The following is a 20,490-nucleotide window of genomic DNA, read 5'->3' as shown; positions in this document are numbered from 1 at the left end:
GGCGGTCCCCACTGGGGCCAGCACATCGGAGCAAACCATGAACTGGCTTACCAATGTGGTCCGGCCGAAGATCCGCAACATGCTGCGGCGGGAGACGCCGGAGAATCTGTGGATCAAGTGTCCGGATTCCGGGCAGCTCGTGTTCTACAAGGACGTCGAGGCCAACCAGTTCGTCATCCCCGGCTCGAACTACCACATGCGCATGGGCGCGGTGGCGCGGCTCAAGTCGATCTTCGACAACGAGACCTGGTTCGATGTCGCCTTGCCCGACGTCACGCCCGACCCGCTGAAGTTTCGTGATGAGAAGAAGTATGTCGATCGCATCAAGGATGCGCGGGCGCGCACCAATCTGAACGACGCGGTCAAGATCGGCTATGGCAAGCTCGAAGGCGCCGCCGTCGTCGTCGCCGTGCAGGATTTCGATTTCATGGGCGGCTCGCTCGGCATGGCTGCCGGTGAAGCCCTCGTGCGCGGGCTCGAGCTCGCGGTCGAGAAGAAGTCGCCCTTCATCGTGTTCGCCGCATCCGGCGGCGCGCGCATGCAGGAAGGCATCCTGTCGCTGATGCAGATGCCGCGCACCACGGTCGGCGTGCAGATGCTGCGCGAGGCCAAGCAGCCCTATATCGTCGTGCTGACCAACCCGACCACCGGCGGCGTCACAGCGTCCTACGCGATGCTCGGCGACGTGCAGATCGCCGAGCCCGGCGCGCTGATCGGCTTTGCCGGCGCGCGCGTGATCGAGCAGACCATTCGCGAAAAGCTGCCTGAGGGCTTCCAGCGCGCCGAATATCTCAAAGAGCACGGCATGGTCGACATGGTCGTGCATCGCCATGAATTGCGTCCGACCTTGGCGCGGCTATGCCGCCTGCTGACCAGGGCGCCAGCGCAGGAGAATGCGTCGAAATCAATGCAGCCCGTCGTCAGCCCTGCGCAGATCGTATCGGCCGCTGAGACGGCGCCGGCTGCGCCGCACGCGTGAACGCGTCCTCCGACAGCGCAAAGCCGTCGCTCGACGAATTGATCGGGCGGCTGTCGGCCCTGCATCAAAAGCGCATCGATCTCGGGCTCGAGCGGATGCACCGCCTGCTCGAGCGGCTCGGTCATCCCGAACGCAAGCTGCCGCCGGTGATCCACGTCGCCGGCACCAACGGCAAGGGCTCGACGGTTGCCTATCTGCGCGCGACGCTGGAGGCGGCGGGCTTGCGCGTCCACGCCTACACCTCGCCCTATCTGGTTCGCATCAACGAATGTTTCCGCCTCGGCCGCCCCGGTGGCGGCGTGCTCGTTAGCGACGACGAATTGTGCGCGGCGCTGCAAGAGGTCGAGCGCGTCAATGCCGGCGAGCCCGCCACTGTCTTTGAGCTGAAGACCGCGGCCGCCTTCCATCTGTTCGCGCAAAATCCCGCCGATGCCGTGTTGCTTGAAGTCGGGCTCGGCGGCCGGCTCGACTCGACCAATGTGGTCGATCAGCCTGCGGCCTGCGTGATCACGCCGATCAGCATGGACCACATGGACTTCCTCGGCGATACGCTGACGTCGATTGCGGGCGAGAAGGCGGCGATCATCAAGCGCGGCGTACCCGTGGTTTGCGCCGAGCAGATGCCTGAGGCGATCGCGGTCATTGAGGCGGAGGCCAAGCGAATGCGCGCGCCGCTGTTTGCGGCCGGCGAAAGCTGGCATGTCAATGTCGAGCGTGGCCGTCTGGTCTATTCCGACGAGCGCGGCCTGATGGATCTGGCGGCGCCGCGCCTGTTCGGCCGTCATCAGTTCGACAATGCCGGCCTTGCGATCGCGACGCTGCGCGCGATTTCGACTTTCAAGGTCAACCAGGCGGCATTCGAGGCCGGCATTGTCGGTGCCGAATGGCCGGCGCGGATGCAGCGCATCACCTCGGGCGAACTGCTCTCCTGGGGGCCGCAGGGGTCAGAGATCTGGCTCGATGGCGGCCACAATGCCGAGGGCGGCCGGGTCGCCGCCGCCGCACTCGGCGATCTCGAAGAGCGGGTGTCGCGGCCGCTGGTCGTCATCGCCGGCATGATGGCCAACAAGGACGCGCGGGCGTTTCTCGCCAATTTCGCCGGTCTCACCCGCCACATCATCGCGGTGCCGATTCCCGACACCGAGAATGCGATGCCGGTGGATCGTCTCGCCGACGCCGTCCGCAGCCTCGGCATGCGCGTCGAGATCGCGCCCGGCATCGAAGCCGCGCTGCGGGCCTTGTCGAAACTCGCCTACGAAGTGCCGCCGCGCATCCTGATCACCGGCTCGCTCTATCTCGCCGGTCACGTGCTCGGCCTCAACGGCACGCCTCCTGCATAGTCGGTCTCGTGTCCCGGACGCGGTGCGGCGCGAAGTGCCGCTCCGCAGAGCCGGGACCTACCCTCGCCACCTGGGCCCCGGCTCAGCGGTGCATCATTTCATGCTGCGCCGCGTCCGGGCCACGAGATCGCAGTGTCGGCAGCCCCGGCTATCGTGACGTGCATCCGTTCCCGCATGTCGTCGAAGCCGGCACGCCGGATGCGCGCTACGCGGTTCTCGAGTCGACGGTTGGTGGCTGGCAGGTGACGTTTCGCCACGTCGCTTATGATCACGAGGCGATGGCCGAGTTGGCGCGCCGCAACGGCCAGCCGGAGCTAGCGAACGCGCTCGCGACCGGGTGGATCAAGTAGTGCCGCTTCGCTCCATCCGGGCCATGGTTTGACTTCCTTATGAGTGTGCTTGTTATAGGCGTACATATCAAAGAGGGAGCGCGCCATGAACGACGGACATGTCTGGCGATACGAATATGCCATCGAGACGTCTGCAACCGCAGCGACGATCTGGAGCATTTTTCGCGATGTGCCCGGCTGGAAAGACTGGAACGCAGGCATCGAGCGGATTGCCATCGACGGACCGTTTGCGGCAGGCACCTGGTTCACGATGAAGCCCCCCGGCGAGGAGGCGCTACGTTCGCAATTGATCGAGGTTCGCGAGGATGTATGCTTCGTCGACGAGACGCGGGTCGGCGATCTCGCCATCAAGGTCGCCCATCGTATCGAGCCGCTCGGACCGGCGCGCACGCGCATCGTTTACGCCGTCGACGCCCAAGGGCCGCAAGCGGCCGAAATCGGTCCGGCCGTTGCGTCAGATTTTCCAGAGGTTCTCGCCAGTCTCGCTAAACTCGCCGAAACGAGATCGGCATGATTGCGGTCCGCAAAAATGAAACGGCCGGCGCTGAGCCGGCCGTTTCGAAATAATCTTCTGCGACGTGAATCAAACCGCCGACGTGATCCACTGCTGAAGCTTCGCCTTCGGCGCCGCGCCGACCTGGCGGGAGGCCATCTCGCCGCCCTTGAAGATCATCAGGGTCGGGATCGACATCACGCCATACTTGGACGCGGTCTTCGGGCTCTCGTCGACGTTGAGCTTGACGATCTTGACCTTGTCGCCCATCGCGCCGGCGATCTCGTCGAGAGCGGGTGCGATCATGCGGCAGGGGCCGCACCACTCGGCCCAGAAATCGACGACCACGGGGCCGTCCGCCTTGAGCACTTCGGCTTCGAAATCGGTGTCGGAAACCTTGCTAACGGCCATTGGAGTACCTCACTCGGTTAAACGAATCGGCGCGACGTGGAATCGCGCCCGGGATCATGCCGTCAACCTATGAACGGCCCCTTGCCGGGTCAAGGACGCTCACACTGAGATGAAGGGATGCCAGCGCCGCGTCCAGCGCGGGGGCTGAAATCTCCATGTATTCAAGGGCCTCAGTCCAGAGCAGGACGGCGCGGATCGGCTTTTGGGGATAAAGCCGCGCCAGCACCGCCCGGTACAGCGCAAGCTGTCGGACATAGGCGGCGGGCGCCTCGGCCGCGCTCTTCGGCGCCATCTGATTGGTCTTGAAATCGACGATCAAAACCTCGTCCGGACCAACGACCAGCCGGTCGATTTGCCCCGACACCAGTGCCGGCGACCTTCCTGGCCGGTCGAGTTTACCGACGATGGCGACCTCCGCCCGGCTGCCGGCGGCAAAGACGGGCGCAAAGCGCGGCTCGGCGATCAAAGCGAGCACCTTGTCGGCCAGCGTGACGCGGTCGGCCTCGCTCCACTCCGAAGCATTGCGCGCCATGAAGCCGAGCGCGGCGTCGCGCCGGCGCTCTGCGGCGATGTCCGGCAGGGATTGCAGCAGCCGGTGCACCAGGGTGCCGCGTTGCAGCGCCAGCGCGCGCGACTGGACTGATTCGCCTGATCGTACCGCGCGGCCTTCCTCGGCGGACTGGCCGGACGGGCGCACCAGATCATCGTCGATGGTCTCGCGCGGTGCCGGCGTCCGCAGCCAGTCAGGCAGCGCGATCGTCTGGTCCACGGACATCGCTGGCGTGCCGACCGCAGCGACATCCTCTGCCCGGGCGAATCGGGTCACCTTGCCGAGCGGCGTTTCTATTGTCTGCTTGTCCAGGCCGGAGCCGGTGAGCCCGGTGTCGATCAAATCGTACCAGCAGAGCTTGCGGACCGTCCTCATGTTGCCGGGTATGCAGCCGCCGACGATCAGCCGATCGGCCGCACGCGTCATCGCGACATAGAGCAGGCGGCGGTATTCGTCCTCGGTCTCCTCGAGCATCGCTTTGCGCGCCTCGACCACCGGCTTGGGATCGTCGGCCTTGCGCCCGGCCCAGACCACGACCTCGCCGCCATTGCCGCGCGGCACGTGGATCAGCCGAACCCGCTGCGAGTCCGCGGGCGACGACGTGGTGTCGACCATGAACACGACCGAAGCTTCGAGACCTTTGGCGCCGTGCACCGTCATCACCCGCACCTCGTCGCGCGTGATCTCCATGTCGCGCTTCACTTCGGTGTCGGCCGAGCGCAGCCAGGCCACAAAACCCTGCAGCGAGGCCGGTCCCTTGCGCTCGCAGTTCAGCGCCAGCTCCAAAAATTCGTCGAGCGCGTCATTGGCCTCATGGCCGAGTCGGCGCAGGATGCGCGCACGACCGCCATCGCCGCCGAGCAGCCAGGCGTAGAAGGCGAACGGCGTTTCGTCGCGCGCACGGGTCTCGCAGACTTCCAGGCGTCGCAGCGCGGCCGCGAACTTCTCGCTCCCAGCCGCATGCTCGCCGAGCGCGCGGCGCAGCGATCCCTTGCGGTCATGGGCAAGCCTGAACAAATCGTCCTCATCGAGACCGAACAGCGGGCTCTTCAGCGCCACCGCAAGCGCGAGATCGTCCTGCGGCAGCAGCAGCGCGTCCGCGAGGTTCATCAGGTCGATGATCGCGATGTGCTCGGTGAGCTTCAGCCGGTCGGCGCCGGCGACGGGAACGTTGGCGTGCTTCAGCGCCTGGATCACCGCGTCGAACGCATTGCCGCGCCGGCGCACCAGGATCAGCATATCCCCGTAACGAAGCGGGCGACGTTCGCCTTCGTGCCCCGTCAGCGTGCCGCTCTCGACCAGCCGCTTGATCTCGTTCTGGATCCGGCGTGCGAGCTTGACCTCGGGACTGGTGACCGCGACGCCGTCGAACGGTGCGCGCCAGCCCTCGATCTCCTGCCGGTCATCGGCCTCGGCAAGGTCCCACAGTTCGATCACGCTCGGGCCGGCGTCGGCGAGCGCATTGTGCAGGGGATGGCCGATCTCGATCGAATGGATGCTCTTGTAGATCGCGGGATCGCGGAAGACGTGGTCGACCGAATGCAGGATGGTGGCGCCCGAGCGGAACGAATAGGTGAAGGCGACCGGATCGAATTTCAGTCCAGCGGCGGTGAATTTACGATGCAGCTCGCGCCGGCGTGCGTCGAATTCGTGTGGCGCCGCGCCCTGGAACGAGAAGATCGACTGCTTCTCGTCACCGACGGCGAAAACCGTGCGGTTCAGCCCCTCGCGCGCGCCTTCGCCTGCGGTGAATTCGGAAATGATATGCGCGACGATGTCCCACTGCCGCGGGCTCGTGTCCTGCGCCTCGTCGATCAGCACATGATCGACGCCGCGGTCGAGCTTGTAATGCACCCAGCCCGAAGCGACGCGGTTGAGCATCGCCAGCGTCTTGTCGATGAGATCGTCGTAGTCGAGCAGCCCGCGCTCCTGCTTCTCGCGGCGGTAATTTGCGGCGGCGGCGGTCGCGATGTGCAGCAGAGCCGCGGTGCGGTCGCGCATGGTGACCGCGCGGCGCTTCTCGATCAGCCCACTGACGCGCTGCGCCTCGTTTTCGAACAGGCGGGCGACGGACGGGTTGTGATCGCAAAACTTCTTGGTCAACACCGCCTTGCGCGGCAGCTTTTCGTCGGTGAGGAAGACGCAGAGATAGGCGTCGACCTGCGCAGCGCCGGAGAACACCTTGGCCTCGCGAAGGCGGCTGGCCTGATCGTTGTCGGACTTGCTGCCGTCCTCCAGCGCGAAGGCGATGTCGTCCCAGCGCGCGCGTGGCAGGAACGGGCCGTCGAGAATCTCGGTCTCGACATCCTCGATGCGGTCGCTCGCATCGACGCCCAGCACGGCCGCCATCTGCTCGGCCGCGGCGCCCGCGTTGCCGGCCTCGTCGGTCCAGGCCATGAAATGGTCGCGGCTGAGACAGGCCTCGCGCACGACCTCCTTGAAGGTGACGTCGGCGGCGCTGGCCATCGCGGTCAGCAGCGCGCGGCCGGTGACGCTCTCCGGATCGTGCGCGGCCTCCAGCAGCACTTTTAAATTGGCACGCTCCATCATGTCGGTCTGGTCGCGCTCGTCGATCACGGAAAAGCGCGCCGGTACGTTGGCCTCGAACGGGAATTGCTGGAGCAGGCGCGTGCACAGCGCGTGGATGGTCTGCACTTTCAGCCCGCCCGGCGTCTCCAATGCGCAGGCGAACAGTTTTCGCGCCTCGCGGCGCAGCTTTGGGCTGGGATGCGGAATGCCGACGGCGCGGATCGCGGCATCGAGCGCGGTATCATCAAGCGTCACCCAATGGCCAAGCGTCGTGAACACGCGCTCGGCCATGTTGGCGGCGGCGGCCTTGGTGAAGGTGATGCAGAGGATCTTTTCCGGCGGCACGCCCGACAGCAAAAGGCGAATCACGCGCTGCACCAGCACATGGGTCTTGCCCGAGCCGGCATTGGCCGACACGAAGGCCGACGCGGTGGGATCCGACGCACGCGCCTGGCGCGCGCGCACTTCATCCGGGATGGGTCGGGGCGCCTTCACCATTCCTCGATCCCCAGGCCGCCGGCCGCGGACCATTCCTTGATGCGGGCGAGATCGTCATAGGCGCCGTAGCGGTTGGACCACATCGGCAGGTTCAGCGAGGTATACGGCTGATTCTCGTCGTCAAACGCCCGGATCAGCGCCTCGAGCTTGGCGCGTGCTTCAGCGGCGGCCGTGTCCGGCGGAATTGGCTCGTCACCTTTATTTATCTTGAGCTCGAGGATGCGCTCCTCGCCCGGCGGATTGTTGCCGCTGAGGCGGACATAGACCAGCTGGCTCACGCACGAACCAGCGTCGATATCGGGAAATCCGCCCTCGCGCAGGATCGCCGCCTCCAGCGTCAGTTGCGGCGACAGGCCCATGCGGACCTGCTTGCCGGTCGGCGGCTGCCCGGTCTTGTAGTCGAGGATGGCATAACCGCCGCCCTGGCGCCGCTCGATGCGGTCGGCGCGGGCGGAGAGGCGGAAGCTGCGCTCGGGACCGAGCGGGATCGAGATCTCGCCGCGGGTTTCCGCCGTAATCGACTCGATCGCACCGCGCCGCGCGCTCTCCCATTCGCCGAACCAGCGCGCGATGCGCTGAAAGCGCGGCCACCACAGCGCGCGCGCTTCAGGGCGCTCCATTAGCGGTGCAAAATACTTCTCGCCGATCGCGCGCAGCACGCGCGCGGGATCATCAGGCAGATGCGCGGCGAAGGTTTCGGTGAACTCGCCGAGCGCGTCGTGGATCGCGGAGCCGCGATCGGCGGCCGACAGCGGCATGTCGACGGGATCGAGGGCGTCGAGCCGCAAAATGTGCTTGGCGTAGATCGTGTAGGGATCGCGCAGCCAATCCTCGATTGCGGTGACCGACATTTTCAGCGGCCGCGTCGCGCGCGGCGGTCGCGGCTCCGGCTGCTGGATCGGCTTGACCTCGGCGGGCTGATCCAGCGCGCTGGCGAACTGCACGTATGTTTCGCCGGCGCGAATGGCGGCCTTCCAGAGCTCTTCGCCCGCCACTGCCTCCAGCCGGTGCAGGAAGCGCGAAGCCACCGCCGGCGCGCCGCCGGCCTTGGCGGAATGGGTGAGGATGACTTCGTCGCCGCCGAGCAGCTGCGCGAAGTCGTGCGCGGAGAGGCCGATGCGGCGCTCCGGCAGGTCGAGGCCAAGCTCGTGCCGCATCGGCCGGCTCAGCCAGGGATCGATGCGCGGCGCCGGCGGCCAGACGCCTTCGATCAGGCCGCCGGTGATGATTCGGTCGACCTGCATCAGACGTGATTCCAGCGGGCCATAGATCTGCAGGCGCGCGCCGGGCTTGTCACGCCGGCGCACGGCGCGATCGTTGAATGCGGTCTGGAAAACGTCGGCGTAGTCGGGCAGCGGCACCATCAATCCGCTGGTCGTGCCGCCGCGCAGGAGATCGTCGAAGGCGCCGGCGAGCGCGAGGCCTTCGCGCTCCTCGAAAGCGAGTGGAATGCCCTGCTCGTCGCGCGACAGCTCGATCAGGATCTTGCGATGGCGATGCGCAAGCTCGGCGAAATCAAATGGTTTCGACGATGCCAAGCTCTCGATCGGCGCCAGGACTCTCTGCAAGGCATCGACCAGGGCCTGAATACGATCGAGATCCTCCGCCTTGAGACGGGCGCGCGGCTCCGCGCGATGGAGCGCGGACACCTCGCTGCGCCACAGCTTGGCCAGCTCCTCGCGAAAGCGATTGAATTCGCGCAGCAGGCCGCTCGTCCCCGCAGGCGGGCGTGTGCCGCGCAGGACCGCAAGCTCGAGATCTTCGATCGCCGTCTTCCATGCGCCCGATGCGCGGCCGAGCCGGCATAGCGGATGCTTCAGCATCGCCAGCAGCGTCGGCGGCTCCAATCCCCTGGTTGCGGCTTCCGCCGCGAGGCGGGCAAAGACGCCGGCCGAGGTTTCCATCAGCACGTCGCCGCCGGAATCATCGAATGCGAGATCCCATCGGGTCAGCGCCGCCATCACCCGCCGCGCCAGCGCGCGATCGGGCGTCACCAGCGCCGCCGATTTGTCGAGATGCCGCGCCTCGCGCATGGCGATGGCAATGGCGAGCGCTTCCATCTCGGGGTTGGGCGCTTCGACCACGGCGAGATTTTTCATGCCGCCCGCGATCTTCGCGGCGACCTCCGGCTGCTTCAGCCGGTCGTGCCAAACTTCCGTCTTAGCGGATGGCCGCATTGATTCGGATGCGAGCAGGTCGCGGCCGCCCTCCGCCGGCGGCTGCAGGATCTCGACGTCGCCGCGCTTGATGCCAAAGCGATCCAGCAACGCGTGCATCGCATATTGCGGATGGTTCGACGCCGGATGCTCCGCCAATTTGCCGAGCGAATCGCGCACGCCGCCGATGGTCCGCCAGGCGTCGTCGTCGAGATCGGTGTCGAGCCCCGGCAGCGCCACCGCGCCATGGGGAAGCGAAGCAACCGCATGCAGGAATTTTGCGGTGGCCGGCATCGAGCCGGTCGAGCCGGCCGCGATCACGGGACCATGGGGATGCGCGGTCAGCCGTTTGGCTTCCGCCGCGATCAGGAGGTCGCGGCGTGCAGCGGGCTCGATCCGGTTGATCTCGGCGAGATGGTTCGGCCAGGCGATGCGCGCGATGCGCAAAAATTCGAGCGAATGTTGCCAGTAGCGGTCGAGGTTATCAGGCACGAGGCCATCGAGCGCGCTCCAGTCGACGCCACGCGTGACCATGTCGTCGATCAGGCGCGCGAGGTCACCGGCCAGCGCCAGTGTCGAGGCGGGGCCGCCGACCACCAGCGGCGCCAGCACGGGGCCCTTGGCCCAGGCCGCGACGAGTTGCGCCAGCGTCAGCCTCCGTTCGAGCTCGCCCAGCCGCGGCGGAATCTCGAGCGGCGTCGCGCCGGAAAACTGTTCGCCCTCGTCGGCGAAGGCCAGCTCGTCCTCGTCGATATCGCCGAGCGCGACGATGCGCGGCAGCACCACCGCGTCGGTCTTCATCTCGTCGAGGAAGATCTCGCGGACGACGCGCATGGCGCGCCGTGTCGGCAGGTACAGCGTCGCATCCGCAAGCCGCGCCGGTTCCTTGCGCGCCTCGAAGCCGTCGACCAGCCGGCCGTCGAGCAGGCTCGATACGATCGTGCGCAGGAACGGAACTGAGACTGGAACGCTGAAAACGCGCATGGGCTGCCTGATTCGAGGATCAGGCGCCAATATAGGGATGCGGGGTCAAATGGTCATGGGGAGAGGCGGAGTCGTCCCCGCTGTTCGCTCGACCGGGACAGGTCTCGTAGGGTGGGTTAGACGGCGGCTGCGCGAAGCGCAGTCCGATGGCGTAACCCACCCTACGGCACCGTGTTTGGAGCAGCCTTACGCCACGCTCTCCAGAAACGCCTCTTCCGCGGCGTGCACCGCATCCGGCGTGCCGACATGCATCCAGACGCCGTCGAGGCGAAGGCCGAACAGGCGTTCCTGCTCATTGGCGCGGTCGAACATTTTGGTCAGCGAGAACTCGCCCTGCGGCGCGTCGGCGAAGATCGAAGGCGACAGGATGGCCGCGCCCGCATAGACGAACGGGACGATCTCCTTTTCCTTGCGCTTGCGCAGCGCACCGTCGGGCAGCATGCCGTAATCGCCGCGGCCGCTATAGCCGATGCTTGTCGCCGTCGGCGCCATCAAGAGCAGGATGTCCATGCGCTCGGGGTCGAAGGTTTCCGCAAGCCGCGCCAGATTGGAGCGCACACCGTCGATCCACAGCGTGTCGGAATTGACGTGGAAGAACGGCGCATCGCCGAGCAGCGGCAGCGCCTTGACCACGCCGCCACCGGTGCCGAGCACCTGGTCGCGCTCGTCCGAGATGGTCACGCGCGGATGCTGACGCAATGCGGTGTGGTTGATGATCTGGTCCGGGAGGTAGTGCACATTGACCACCGCCTCGGTCACGCCCGCCCGGCCGAGCTTGTCGAGCACGTGGTCGAGCAGCGGTTGTCCCGCCACCGGCACCATCGGCTTCGGCATGTTATCCGTCAACGGACGCATGCGCAGGCCAAACCCTGCGGCGAGCACCATGGCCTTGGTCGGTTCGACGGACATCCTCTGCTTTCTCAGACTTGGCTTTCTCAGACATCAGAATTTCGCGTTCACAGCAATCCTAGCACGAGGATCAAGCCGCCGCACCGCATCTCAGCCGCCTTAGCCAGCCGCCGTGACGGTTGTACGACGTGTGTTGCCGTCACGCCCCGACGGCTGTGGACCGCGGCTTTTTCTTCCTGTCGCCTTGCTTGAGAAAATTGACGCCGATCTGGTCGCCATTGACCCAGGCCAGTTCGCAGCGCCGGTACGCAAGTCCGGTGGACGACAGCACCAGAAAAAATTCCTTCAGGTGCAGACCTTCGACGGAGCCGTCGATGGTCAGCTTCGCGCCGCTTTCGGAGACATCCTCCATCGTGCATTCGCGCCGCCAGGTGCCGTCGATGCCCATCATCTGGGCCGGCATCCCACGCTCGAAAATAACCCGACTGTTCCCGCGATGGTCCGTTTTGACCGCCATCTGCCCTTGCTCCAGCCCGGATCTGTCCGGCTGCCTGCGGGCGATGATACTGGCGCGATGGCTAACAGCCGGTAAACCGGTTCCGGCTCAGGATCGGGGCGGCGGGACGTTGGCGAGGTACCAGTCGCGCAGATGCTGAAGCGCCGGATGCGCCAGCGAACGCTGGAGATAGGTCCAGATCCGCGGCTGGTGGCGCAGATAATGCGGCTTGCCGTCGCGGCGGTTGAGGCGGGCGAAGGTGCCGAGCAGGCGCGTGTTGCGCTGCGCCGACATGATGGCATAGAGCTCGGCAAAGCCGGCCGGATCGAAGCTCGCATCCTCGGTGCGGCGCGCCTTGATGTAGCGCGACAGCAGCGTCAGCTCGAGGGCTTCGGGCACATCGATACGGGCATCCTGCAGCAGCGACACCACGTCGTAGGAGTGCGGTCCGAGCACGGCGTCCTGGAAGTCGATCACGCCGACGCGCGCGATGCCGGCGCGGTCCGCGAGCCAGATCAGATTGGGCGAGTGGAAGTCGCGGATGATCCACGTCTTCGGCGCGGCCAGCGGTTTCCTGAGCAGCTCGCGCCACATCGCGAAGAACTCCGCGCGCTTCTCCTCGCTTAGCGGCGCGTTGCGATCGGGCAGATACCATTCCGGCATCAAGCCGATCTCGATCAGCAGCGCATCGGTGTCGAACGCGGGAATGGCGTAGGTCTGCCCGTCCAGCGGCAGCATCTCCGGCAGCGTCTTGCCGTGAAGTGTGGCCAGCACGTCGGTTGCGGCCTCATAGCGCTCGGTGATCGGGCGCGGCGGATCGCCTTCGATCATACCTTCGCTGCCAAAGTCTTCCGAGATCAGAAAGCCATGGTCGAGATCGGAATGGTGGATCGCGGGTGCGGAGATTCCCTGCGCGCGCAGGCCTTCGTCGATGGCGACGAAAGGTTTGATGTTCTCGGCGAGATGGACGGCGGCGCTGTACGCCTTTCCGTTGTAGATCGCCGCGCCATCGGGACGCTGCGGAGAGTTCATGAGGATGACGGTGCGATCGTCGCGGATCAGCCGCGCATAGGAGCGCGTCGAGGCGTCGCCGGCCATCCGCTTGCGCGTCGCGTCGATGTAGCTAGAGGCGTCGAGAAATTCGCGCAGCGCCTTCAGCCGGGCGACGGCGGCGGCCGACTTGCCGTAGCCGGTGATGTCGGCAGCCCTTGCGTTCGAACCCAACGCCGGACGATGCGTCAGCGCGATGTCGATGCGGTCCGCGGGCATTGCCGACGGCGCCCGCTCGGGCCACTCGATCAGAATCAGCGTGGCATCCGGCAGCGGCGACAGTCCGATCTCCTCGAGCTCGCTCTCGTCTTCCACGCGATAGAGATCGGTATGCATCACGGGAAACGCTGGCAGCTCGTAACTCTGCACCAGCGTGAAGGTCGGGCTCGGCACTTCCAGGTCGTCGTCGCCGGCGAGGTAACGGATCAGGCTGCGTGCAGCGGCAGTCTTGCCGGCGCCAAGGTCGCCGGTGAGCGTGATGACGTCGCCCGGACTGACCAGCAGCGCGAGATCGGCCATCAGCTGGGCTGTGGCCGTCTCGTTGTGAAGCGCGACGGAGAATGTAGCGGGCGCGATCATTCGGCGGCGTCGCGATGCGCCGCCTGGTCGGTCGGGAAGTCGCAGATCACGACGGTGCCTTTACCGACGGCCGAATCCACCTGCACCTTGCCGCCATGCAGCTCGACGAAGGAGCGCACCAGCGACAGCCCGAGGCCGGCGCCGCGATGACGCGAGCCCTGCGAGCGGCTTTCGAACCAGTTGAACACCTTGTCCTTCATGTCGGCCGGGATTCCAGGTCCGGAATCTGTCACAATGAAGACCACGCTGCGCTCGGTGCGCCGCGCGCTGATCCCGACGGTCGAATCCTGCGGCGAGAAGCCGACGGCGTTGGCGAGCAGGTTATAGAGCACCTGCACCACGCGCTTCTCGTCGCCGATGAAGCTGCCGACATCGGGCGCGATCTCGACCTTGAGGCGGATGCGGTCGGTGGCGAGCCGGTCCTGGATGCCTTCGGCGGCAAGCTCGATGGTCTTGCTGACATCGACCGGGCCGAGCTCCAGCTTCATGGCGCCGGCGTCGATGGTGGCGAGATCCAGGATGTTGTTGGTCAGCGCCAGCAGCGCATTGGTCGATTTGGTGACGTAGTCGAGATATTCGGCCTGCTTCGGCGTCAGCGGCCCGGTCGAGGGATCGCTGAGGAAATGCGCGAAGCCGATGATGGTGGTGAGCGGCGAGCGCAGCTCGTAGGAGACGTGGTGGACGAAATCCACCTTCATCTGGTCGGCGGTCTCCAGCGCTTCGTTGCGCTCGCGTAGCGCGCGCTCGACGTTCTCGGTATCGGTGATGTCCAGGAAGGTCAGCATGGTCGCGCCGTCATGCAGCGGACGGATCATGCCGTCGAGCACGCTGCCGTCCTTGCGCTCCAGCTTCAGCGGCACGTCGGCGCGGTTCTCGATCGAGGTGATGGCCTCGCGGATCTGGCGCCAGACGGCGGGAGCGTCGAACAGTTGCTGGCACCAGCCCTCGACGGTCTGGATATGCGGCTCCTCGCGCATGGCGTCATTGGACAGCTTCCACATACGGAGGAAGGCCGGATTGAACAGCTGCGCCCTGCCGTTGCTGCCGAACACGGCGACGCCCTCGGCGAGGCTGTCCAGGGTCTCGCGCTGGACCCGGATCATGCCGTCGAAGCGGCGGGCGAGCTCGAGGCTCTCGGTGACGTCGTCGAACAGATAGGTAACGCCGCCTTCGGGATTCGGCGTGGTGACGACGGACACTGCGCGGCCGTCGGGCAGGTACCAGGTGTCTTTCGCGGCCTCGACCGCGCGATAGGCTTCGTGCAGTTTTGCTTTCCAGGCACGGAAGTCAGGTTGCTCCGGCAGTTTTCGAGCGGCGCGAAGCTTGTCGAGCACGCTGGAATCATCGGGATTGGCCTCGAGGAAGGTGCGGTCGAGGTCCCACAGCCGCCGGTAGGAATCATTGTAGAAGGCAAGCCGGCGCTGGCCGTCGAACACGGCAACGCCGGAGGAGAGCTGGTTGAGCGTGCGGCGATGCGCCTCCGCCATCCGCACCAGGGCGGCGCTCAGCGCATCCGCCTCGCTGGCGTCGATCGCGACGCCGACGCTGCCGCTGCCGACATTGACGGCGCGCACGTCGTAGATACGCCGCTCGCCGCCGGTCACGATCGGCAGCCGCGAGGTGAAGTGAGCGGCGTCCTTCAGGCTGCGCTCCATGGCGGATCGGTCGGCGCTGTCGAGCAGCTCGAGCTTGCGCGCCTGGGCGTCGATGATGCTGGTCGCTTCCGTCGCGCGCACATAGGCCGGATTGGCGAAGGTCAGCGCGCCGTTCTCGCCCTTGGCCCAGATCGGCCATGGCGCTGCGGCCGCGAAGCCGCGCAGCATCTCGGTCTCGTCGGAGAGCGCCTTGAAGCGCAGATTGGTCTCGGCCAGATCGCGCCGCAGTCCGGAGAGTTCGCGAATCCGGACAATGGCTTGGCCGCCGATGGCGCGGCCGATCGCTTCCAGCGTGTGGCCGTTGGCGGTGGTCAGTGTGATCTGGAAGCCGTCGCCGCGTTCGCGCAGCGCATCGACGGCGTGATCCATCTGCAGCGCCGGTTCCGGCGGCAGCCAGGTTCCGAAGGCGAGGACACGCTGCGGCGACGAATCGCGCGGCAGCACCATCGAAATGTCGCCCGAGATCTGCGCGCGATCGTCGCCGGCCGGCCAGGAGATCAGGACCTGCGGCTCGGCGAACAGCAGCGCGCCGAAGCGATCGGCCTGCAACTGGAGTTCCCGGATCCGGAGGCGAAACCCCGCCTCGTTCTTGGCCGTGCGCACGCGCGTGCGCATCAGCAGGATCGCGGCCACGACCGTGAAACCGAGCAGAGCGAACGCGGTGGCCAGCACCGCGAGTTCCTGCCGGTTGAAGTCCAGCAATATCGAGAGAGTGTCGACGAGGTCGGCGGCTTGAGCCGGCGCAGCCGGCAGCAGCGCTGCGAGAGCGCCTCCCAACAAGCCGTTGCGCGCCAACGATGTGCACGACAACAGCGCCCGACGCATCGACACGATCACGCCTGACATAGTTGCCCCAAGACCGCACGGATTTGCACGCGACGACCCCCGTCGCGCGCGAATCAAAAGACAATACCCTCACCGTGACTCCACCGGTAAGAGTCCAGATCGTGAACGCAAAGGCGGCCCCACAAAAATGCCGGGCACGGGGGTTCCAATCACGTAGTTCTTCGGGATGATTCGCTTGGGATTGCCGCGCGTTGGCGAGCAATGAGGTGAGGTCGTGACCACGAAGCCGGTGCGCTCCCTCTCCCGCTTGCGGGAGAGGGTTGGGGAGAGGGTGTCTCCGCAACGGGACAATCTCCCAAGAGGAGAGAGCCCTCACCCGCCACGCTCTGCGAGCGCGTCGACCTCTCCCGCAAGCGGGAGAGGTAAGAAACTAACGACCCGTCGAGCCGAAGCCGCCGGCGCCGCGATCGGTCGACGACAGCGTCGCGACGGGAACCAGCGCGGCCTGGACCACCGGCGCGATCACCATCTGCGCGATGCGCTCGCCGCGCTTGATCACGAAGGGGGTGGCACTGTGGTTGATCAGGATCACCTTGATCTCGCCGCGGTAGTCGGCGTCGATCGTGCCGGGCGAGTTCAGGATGGTGACGCCGTGCTTGGCCGCAAGTCCCGAGCGCGGCCGCACCTGGGCCTCATGTCCGGGCGGAAGGGCGATCGCAAGCCCGGTCGGCACCAGCGCATATTGGCCGGGCGCGAGCGTCATCGGTTCGCTGTCCGGAACCGCAGCCATCAGGTCGACGCCGGCGGCTTCCGCGGTCTGATAGGCCGGCAGCGGCAGGCCGTCCGCGTGGGGCAGGCGTTGCAGTTCGACCGTGATTGTCGTGCTCAAGGTGCCGGCTCCAAGGATTTGTCGACGGATTTGTCGGTCACGCGCTTTGCGATATGCGCGACCAGCTCGATAGCGACCTGTTCCTTGGTCATCACCGGCCAGGAATCAACAATGATCTCGCCGTTGTTCGCAGCATTCTTGCTGATGAGATGGACGGTGTTGCGATCGCCGCCCATCACGCCCGTGGCCGGCGAGACGTCATTGGCGACGATCCAGTCGCAGCCCTTGCGGGCAAGCTTGGTCTTGGCGTTGTCGATGAGATGCTCGGTCTCGGCGGCAAAGCCGATCACCAGCGGCGGGCGTTTGTCGGCGAGTTTCGAGATGGTGGCGAGAATGTCGGGGTTTTCGACCAGCTGCAGCGGCGGCATGCCGGCCGAAGTCTTCTTCAGCTTCTGCCCGCCTTCATTGGCAACGCGCCAGTCGGCGACCGCGGCGGCGAAGATCGCGATGTCGGCGGGAAGGGCAGCCTGCACCTGCTCCAGCATCTGCCGCGCCGATTCGACGTGCTTCACCGTGACGCCCTGGGGATCTCCGAGGTCCACGGGGCCGCTTACCAGAATCACTTCTGCCCCCGCGGCCTGCGCCGCCGCGGCAATGGCAAAGCCCTGCTTGCCGGAAGAGCGGTTGGCGATATAGCGCACCGGATCGATCGGCTCGTGGGTCGGGCCCGCAGTGATCAGCACGCGCTTGCCGGCGAGTGGCCGCGGCACCGGCGGCCGCAAGAGCCGCTCGGCCGCGGTGGCGATCTCGATCGCCTCGGACATGCGGCCGATGCCGGCCTCGCCCGCTTCGGCCATCTCGCCGGAATTGGGGCCGATCAGCACTACACCGTCGCGCTGGAGCAAGCCGACATTGCGCCGCGTCGCCGCGTTGTTCCACATCAGCGGATTCATTGCCGGCGCCAGCAGGATTTTGCGGTTGGTCGCGAGCAGGATGGCACTGGCGAGATCGTCGGCATGGCCGTTCGCCATCTTGGCCATCAGGTCGGCGGTGGCCGGCGCCACCACGATCATGTCGCAGTCGCGTGCGAGGCGGATGTGGCCAGCGTCGAACTCGCTCTGGGGGTCGAACAGATCAGTATAGACACGCTCATGCGAGAGCGCGCTCACCGCCAGCGGCGTGACGAATTGCTGCGCCGCCTTGGTCAGCACGCAGCGGACCTCGATGCGGCGCTCCTTGAGCCTCCGGATCAGGTCGAGCGATTTATAGGCCGCGATCCCGCCACCGATGATCAGGGTGACGCTGGTCTCGGGAAGGGCGCCGGTGCGCAAAGACGCGGGCGCGGGGGATGCCTCGGGTGGTACCGCAAACGGCGTCAGCGGCTCCTCGCGGCCCTCGATCAGCTCCCGCAGGATGACCCGGACCTCTTCCTCGACCGACCTGTGGTTCTTGGCCGACCGCAGCCGCAAATAGGTTTTGACGTGTTCGTCGAGCTTGCGGATGGTCAGGCTTGCCATGGCAGCATTCCCTCAAAATGATAGCATTGCTATCATTTATGCGACTGCATTGCAATCACATGCGCAGCAGGGCGATTAGAATGCCGATGGAGGCGGCAGCGATGACGCAGAGCGCGATCGTGCTCACACGGGCTTTCTTCGCCTCCTTGCGACCCAAGGCCTCGATCGTGTCCGGCGACAGGAAGTGACCCTCGCGACTCATGTCTTCCATCTGCTCCAGCAAGGTGACGGTGCGGCTCGCGATCTCGGGCAGTTTCGAAAGCAGGTGACCCAGTACACCGGCGCCGGACATCGCGCCCTGGATGCGGCCGAGCGGTCCGAGATTGCGCTCGATCCATTCCCGCACCACGGGGTCGGCGACCTTCCAGATGTCGAGCTTGGGGTCGAAGCCGCGCGCCACGCCCTCGACCACGACCATGGTCTTCTGGAGCAGAATCAGCTCGGGCCGCGTCGTCATGTCGAACAGGCCGGTGACCTCGAGCAGCAGCGTCAGCAGCCGCGCCATCGAGATTTCCTCGGCGGTGCGGTTGTGGATCGGCTCGCCGATGGCGCGGATGGCTTGCGCGAAATTCTCGACCGAGTGATGCGCGGGCACGTAGCCCGCCTCGAAATGCACTTCGGCGACGCGGCGATAGTCGCGGGTGATGAAGCCGAGCAGGATTTCGGCGAGGAAGCGCCGCTCCTTCATCCCGAGCCGGCCCATGATGCCGAAATCGACCGCGACGAGGCGGCCGGCATCGTCCAGGAACAGATTGCCCGGATGCATGTCGGCGTGGAAGAAGCCGTCGCGCAGCGCGTGACGGAGGAAACTCTGGATCACCTTGCGGCCAAGATCAGGCAGATCGACCTGCGCCTCTTCCAGGCGCTTGTGATCGTTCAGCGCGATGCCGTCGATCCACTCCATCGTCAGCACGTTGTGCGTGGTGCGGTCCCAGTCGACGGTCGGCACGCGGAAATCGGGATCGCCCTGCGTGTTCTCGGCCATCTCCGACAGCGCAGCCGCTTCCAGCCGCAAATCCATCTCCATCGCGACCGAGCGCGACATGGTGTTGATGACTTCGATCAGGCGCAGTCGTCGTGCCTCGCTCGAATAGGCCTCCGCCTTGTGCGCGACGAAGAAGAAGTCGGAGAGGTCGCGGCGGAAGCGTGAAGCCACATTGGGCCGCAGCACTTTCACGGCGACCGCCTTGCGGATGCCGTCGCGCTCGACCTCGCCGCGATGCACCTGTGCGATCGAGGCGGCTGCGACCGGGGGACTGAGACTTACGAACACATCCTTCAGCGGCCGTTCCAGCGACGTCGAGATCGCCGCTTCCGCTTCCGCTTGCGAAAACGGCGGCAGGCGGTCCTGGAGGCTTTCAAGGTCGCGCGCCATGACGACGCCGACGACGTCAGGACGGGTCGCCAGAAACTGTCCGAGCTTGAGATAGGCCGGGCCCATCCGGGTCAGCGCGCGCGACATCCGTGGCCCATCCTTGGGCCCGCGGCGCTCGATGATGCGCGCAAGTTTCAGCGCAAGCTGCCCGGGCGGCGGCACCAGGCTCGGATCGACGGAGCCGAACACGCCCTCGCGCGCAAACACGAACGCGGCGCGGATCAGGCGCGACATGTGGGTGATGGCAGAGATCACAAACGCCAGCCCGAATGCAGTGCGACGATGCCGCCGGTCAATGTCTGCCAGCTGACGCGGGAAAAGCCGGCCGCCCGGATCATGTCGGCGAAGGCGTTGGGCTTGGGAAACTTGCGGATCGATTCGACCAGATATTGATAGGATTCGGCGTCGCCCGTGACCATGCGGCCGAGCGGCGGAATCACCTTGAACGAGAAAAAATCGTAGAGCTTGTCGAGGCCGGGCATCTCGACGGTGGAGAATTCCAGGCACAGGAAGCGGCTGCCGGGCTTGAGCACGCGATAGGCCTCGCGCAGCGCAAGGTCGATCTGCGGCACATTGCGAATGCCGAAAGCGATCGTATATGCGTCAAAGCTGCGGTCGGCGAAGGCGAGCGCTTCGGCATTGCCTTCGACGAAATCGACCTGGGTCTCGAGATGGCGCTTGGCGGCACGCTCGCGGCCCACCGCCAGCATGTCGGAATTGATGTCGCAGACGGTGGCATGGAAGCCGGGACCCGCCGCCTTGGCAGCCCGGAACGAGATGTCGCCGGTGCCGCCGGCGACATCGAGCAGCGCGAACGGCCGGTCACTCCGCGGCGGGTCGAGCGCGTTGATCATGATGTCCTTCCAGACCCGGTGCAGGCCGCCGGACATCAAATCGTTCATCAAATCATAGCGCGACGCCACGCTGTGAAACACATCGTTCACCAGCGTCTGCTTGTCCCCCAGGGGAACGTCTTTGAAGCCAAAATGCGTGGTTTCGCCTGGCCGATCCATTACTCTACTCCACAGTGACGACCATAGCGCGGCCGCCACAATGGCGCTATC

The 20,490-nt window shown here is 66.0% G+C and carries 14 protein-coding genes and 1 pseudogene; 4 read left to right on the top strand and 11 right to left on the bottom strand.

Features of this window, described 5'->3' with window-relative positions:
* Window positions 1-37 precede the first annotated feature (37 nt).
* The 4 genes and pseudogenes from accD to JJE66_RS09925 all read left to right on the top strand — a co-directional run bounded on the left by accD (window position 38) and on the right by JJE66_RS09925 (window position 3,183).
* Window positions 38-979, top strand: coding sequence for an acetyl-CoA carboxylase, carboxyltransferase subunit beta (gene accD, locus JJE66_RS09940; protein ID WP_200514106.1), 942 nt, complete (start codon window positions 38-40; stop codon window positions 977-979).
* Window positions 976-2,319, top strand: coding sequence for a folylpolyglutamate synthase/dihydrofolate synthase family protein (locus JJE66_RS09935; protein ID WP_200514105.1), 1,344 nt, complete (start codon window positions 976-978; stop codon window positions 2,317-2,319). The genes accD and JJE66_RS09935 overlap by 4 nt, the downstream gene beginning before the upstream one ends.
* A 131-nt stretch (window positions 2,320-2,450) precedes the next feature.
* Window positions 2,451-2,669: pseudogene (locus JJE66_RS09930) on the top strand (metallophosphoesterase); the annotation flags it as partial.
* A gap of 85 nt (window positions 2,670-2,754) precedes the next feature.
* Window positions 2,755-3,183, top strand: coding sequence for an SRPBCC family protein (locus tag JJE66_RS09925; protein ID WP_200514104.1), 429 nt, complete (start codon window positions 2,755-2,757; stop codon window positions 3,181-3,183).
* Window positions 3,184-3,252: 69 nt separating this feature from the next.
* Here JJE66_RS09925 and trxA read toward each other — a convergent pair whose 3' ends face one another.
* From trxA to ubiE, 11 genes are all read right to left on the bottom strand, one after another.
* Entirely contained in the window at window positions 3,253-3,573 is a 321-nt protein-coding gene (trxA, locus tag JJE66_RS09920; RefSeq protein ID WP_195801363.1) for a thioredoxin, read from the bottom strand.
* A 67-nt stretch (window positions 3,574-3,640) separates the two neighbouring features.
* Window positions 3,641-7,150, bottom strand: a complete 3,510-nt coding sequence (addA, locus tag JJE66_RS09915) for a double-strand break repair helicase AddA (protein WP_200514103.1) — start codon at window positions 7,148-7,150, stop codon at window positions 3,641-3,643.
* Window positions 7,144-10,290 (bottom strand): double-strand break repair protein AddB, encoded by a 3,147-nt coding sequence (gene addB, locus JJE66_RS09910; RefSeq protein ID WP_200514102.1) that lies wholly within the window; start codon window positions 10,288-10,290, stop codon window positions 7,144-7,146. Before addB ends, addA begins: the two co-directional genes overlap by 7 nt.
* A gap of 186 nt (window positions 10,291-10,476) precedes the next feature.
* Entirely contained in the window at window positions 10,477-11,199 is a 723-nt protein-coding gene (locus tag JJE66_RS09905; protein WP_200514101.1) for a nucleotidyltransferase family protein, read from the bottom strand.
* Between the two features lie 139 nt (window positions 11,200-11,338).
* Window positions 11,339-11,656 (bottom strand): PilZ domain-containing protein, encoded by a 318-nt coding sequence (locus JJE66_RS09900; protein WP_200514100.1) that lies wholly within the window; start codon window positions 11,654-11,656, stop codon window positions 11,339-11,341.
* Window positions 11,657-11,743: 87 nt separating this feature from the next.
* Window positions 11,744-13,264 (bottom strand): tRNA (adenosine(37)-N6)-threonylcarbamoyltransferase complex ATPase subunit type 1 TsaE, encoded by a 1,521-nt coding sequence (tsaE, locus tag JJE66_RS09895; RefSeq protein WP_200514099.1) that lies wholly within the window; start codon window positions 13,262-13,264, stop codon window positions 11,744-11,746.
* On the bottom strand, window positions 13,261-15,765 hold the full coding sequence (locus JJE66_RS09890; protein WP_200514098.1) for a PAS domain-containing sensor histidine kinase: 2,505 nt from the start codon (window positions 15,763-15,765) through the stop codon (window positions 13,261-13,263). Before JJE66_RS09890 ends, tsaE begins: the two co-directional genes overlap by 4 nt.
* A 370-nt stretch (window positions 15,766-16,135) precedes the next feature.
* Window positions 16,136-16,594, bottom strand: coding sequence for a dUTP diphosphatase (gene dut / locus JJE66_RS09885; protein WP_200514097.1), 459 nt, complete (start codon window positions 16,592-16,594; stop codon window positions 16,136-16,138).
* Window positions 16,591-18,051 (bottom strand): bifunctional phosphopantothenoylcysteine decarboxylase/phosphopantothenate--cysteine ligase CoaBC, encoded by a 1,461-nt coding sequence (gene coaBC, locus JJE66_RS09880; RefSeq protein WP_200514096.1) that lies wholly within the window; start codon window positions 18,049-18,051, stop codon window positions 16,591-16,593. Before coaBC ends, dut begins: the two co-directional genes overlap by 4 nt.
* Before the next feature lie 55 nt (window positions 18,052-18,106).
* Window positions 18,107-19,681, bottom strand: coding sequence for a 2-polyprenylphenol 6-hydroxylase (gene ubiB / locus JJE66_RS09875; RefSeq protein ID WP_200514095.1), 1,575 nt, complete (start codon window positions 19,679-19,681; stop codon window positions 18,107-18,109).
* Entirely contained in the window at window positions 19,678-20,439 is a 762-nt protein-coding gene (gene ubiE, locus JJE66_RS09870; protein WP_200514094.1) for a bifunctional demethylmenaquinone methyltransferase/2-methoxy-6-polyprenyl-1,4-benzoquinol methylase UbiE, read from the bottom strand. The genes ubiB and ubiE overlap by 4 nt, the downstream gene beginning before the upstream one ends.
* Between the last annotated feature and the right edge of the window lie 51 nt (window positions 20,440-20,490).

It is taken from the genome of Bradyrhizobium diazoefficiens (assembly GCF_016612535.1).
Taxonomy (GTDB): domain Bacteria; phylum Pseudomonadota; class Alphaproteobacteria; order Rhizobiales; family Xanthobacteraceae; genus Bradyrhizobium; species Bradyrhizobium diazoefficiens_C.
This window is presented reverse-complemented; position numbering and strand designations above follow the sequence as displayed.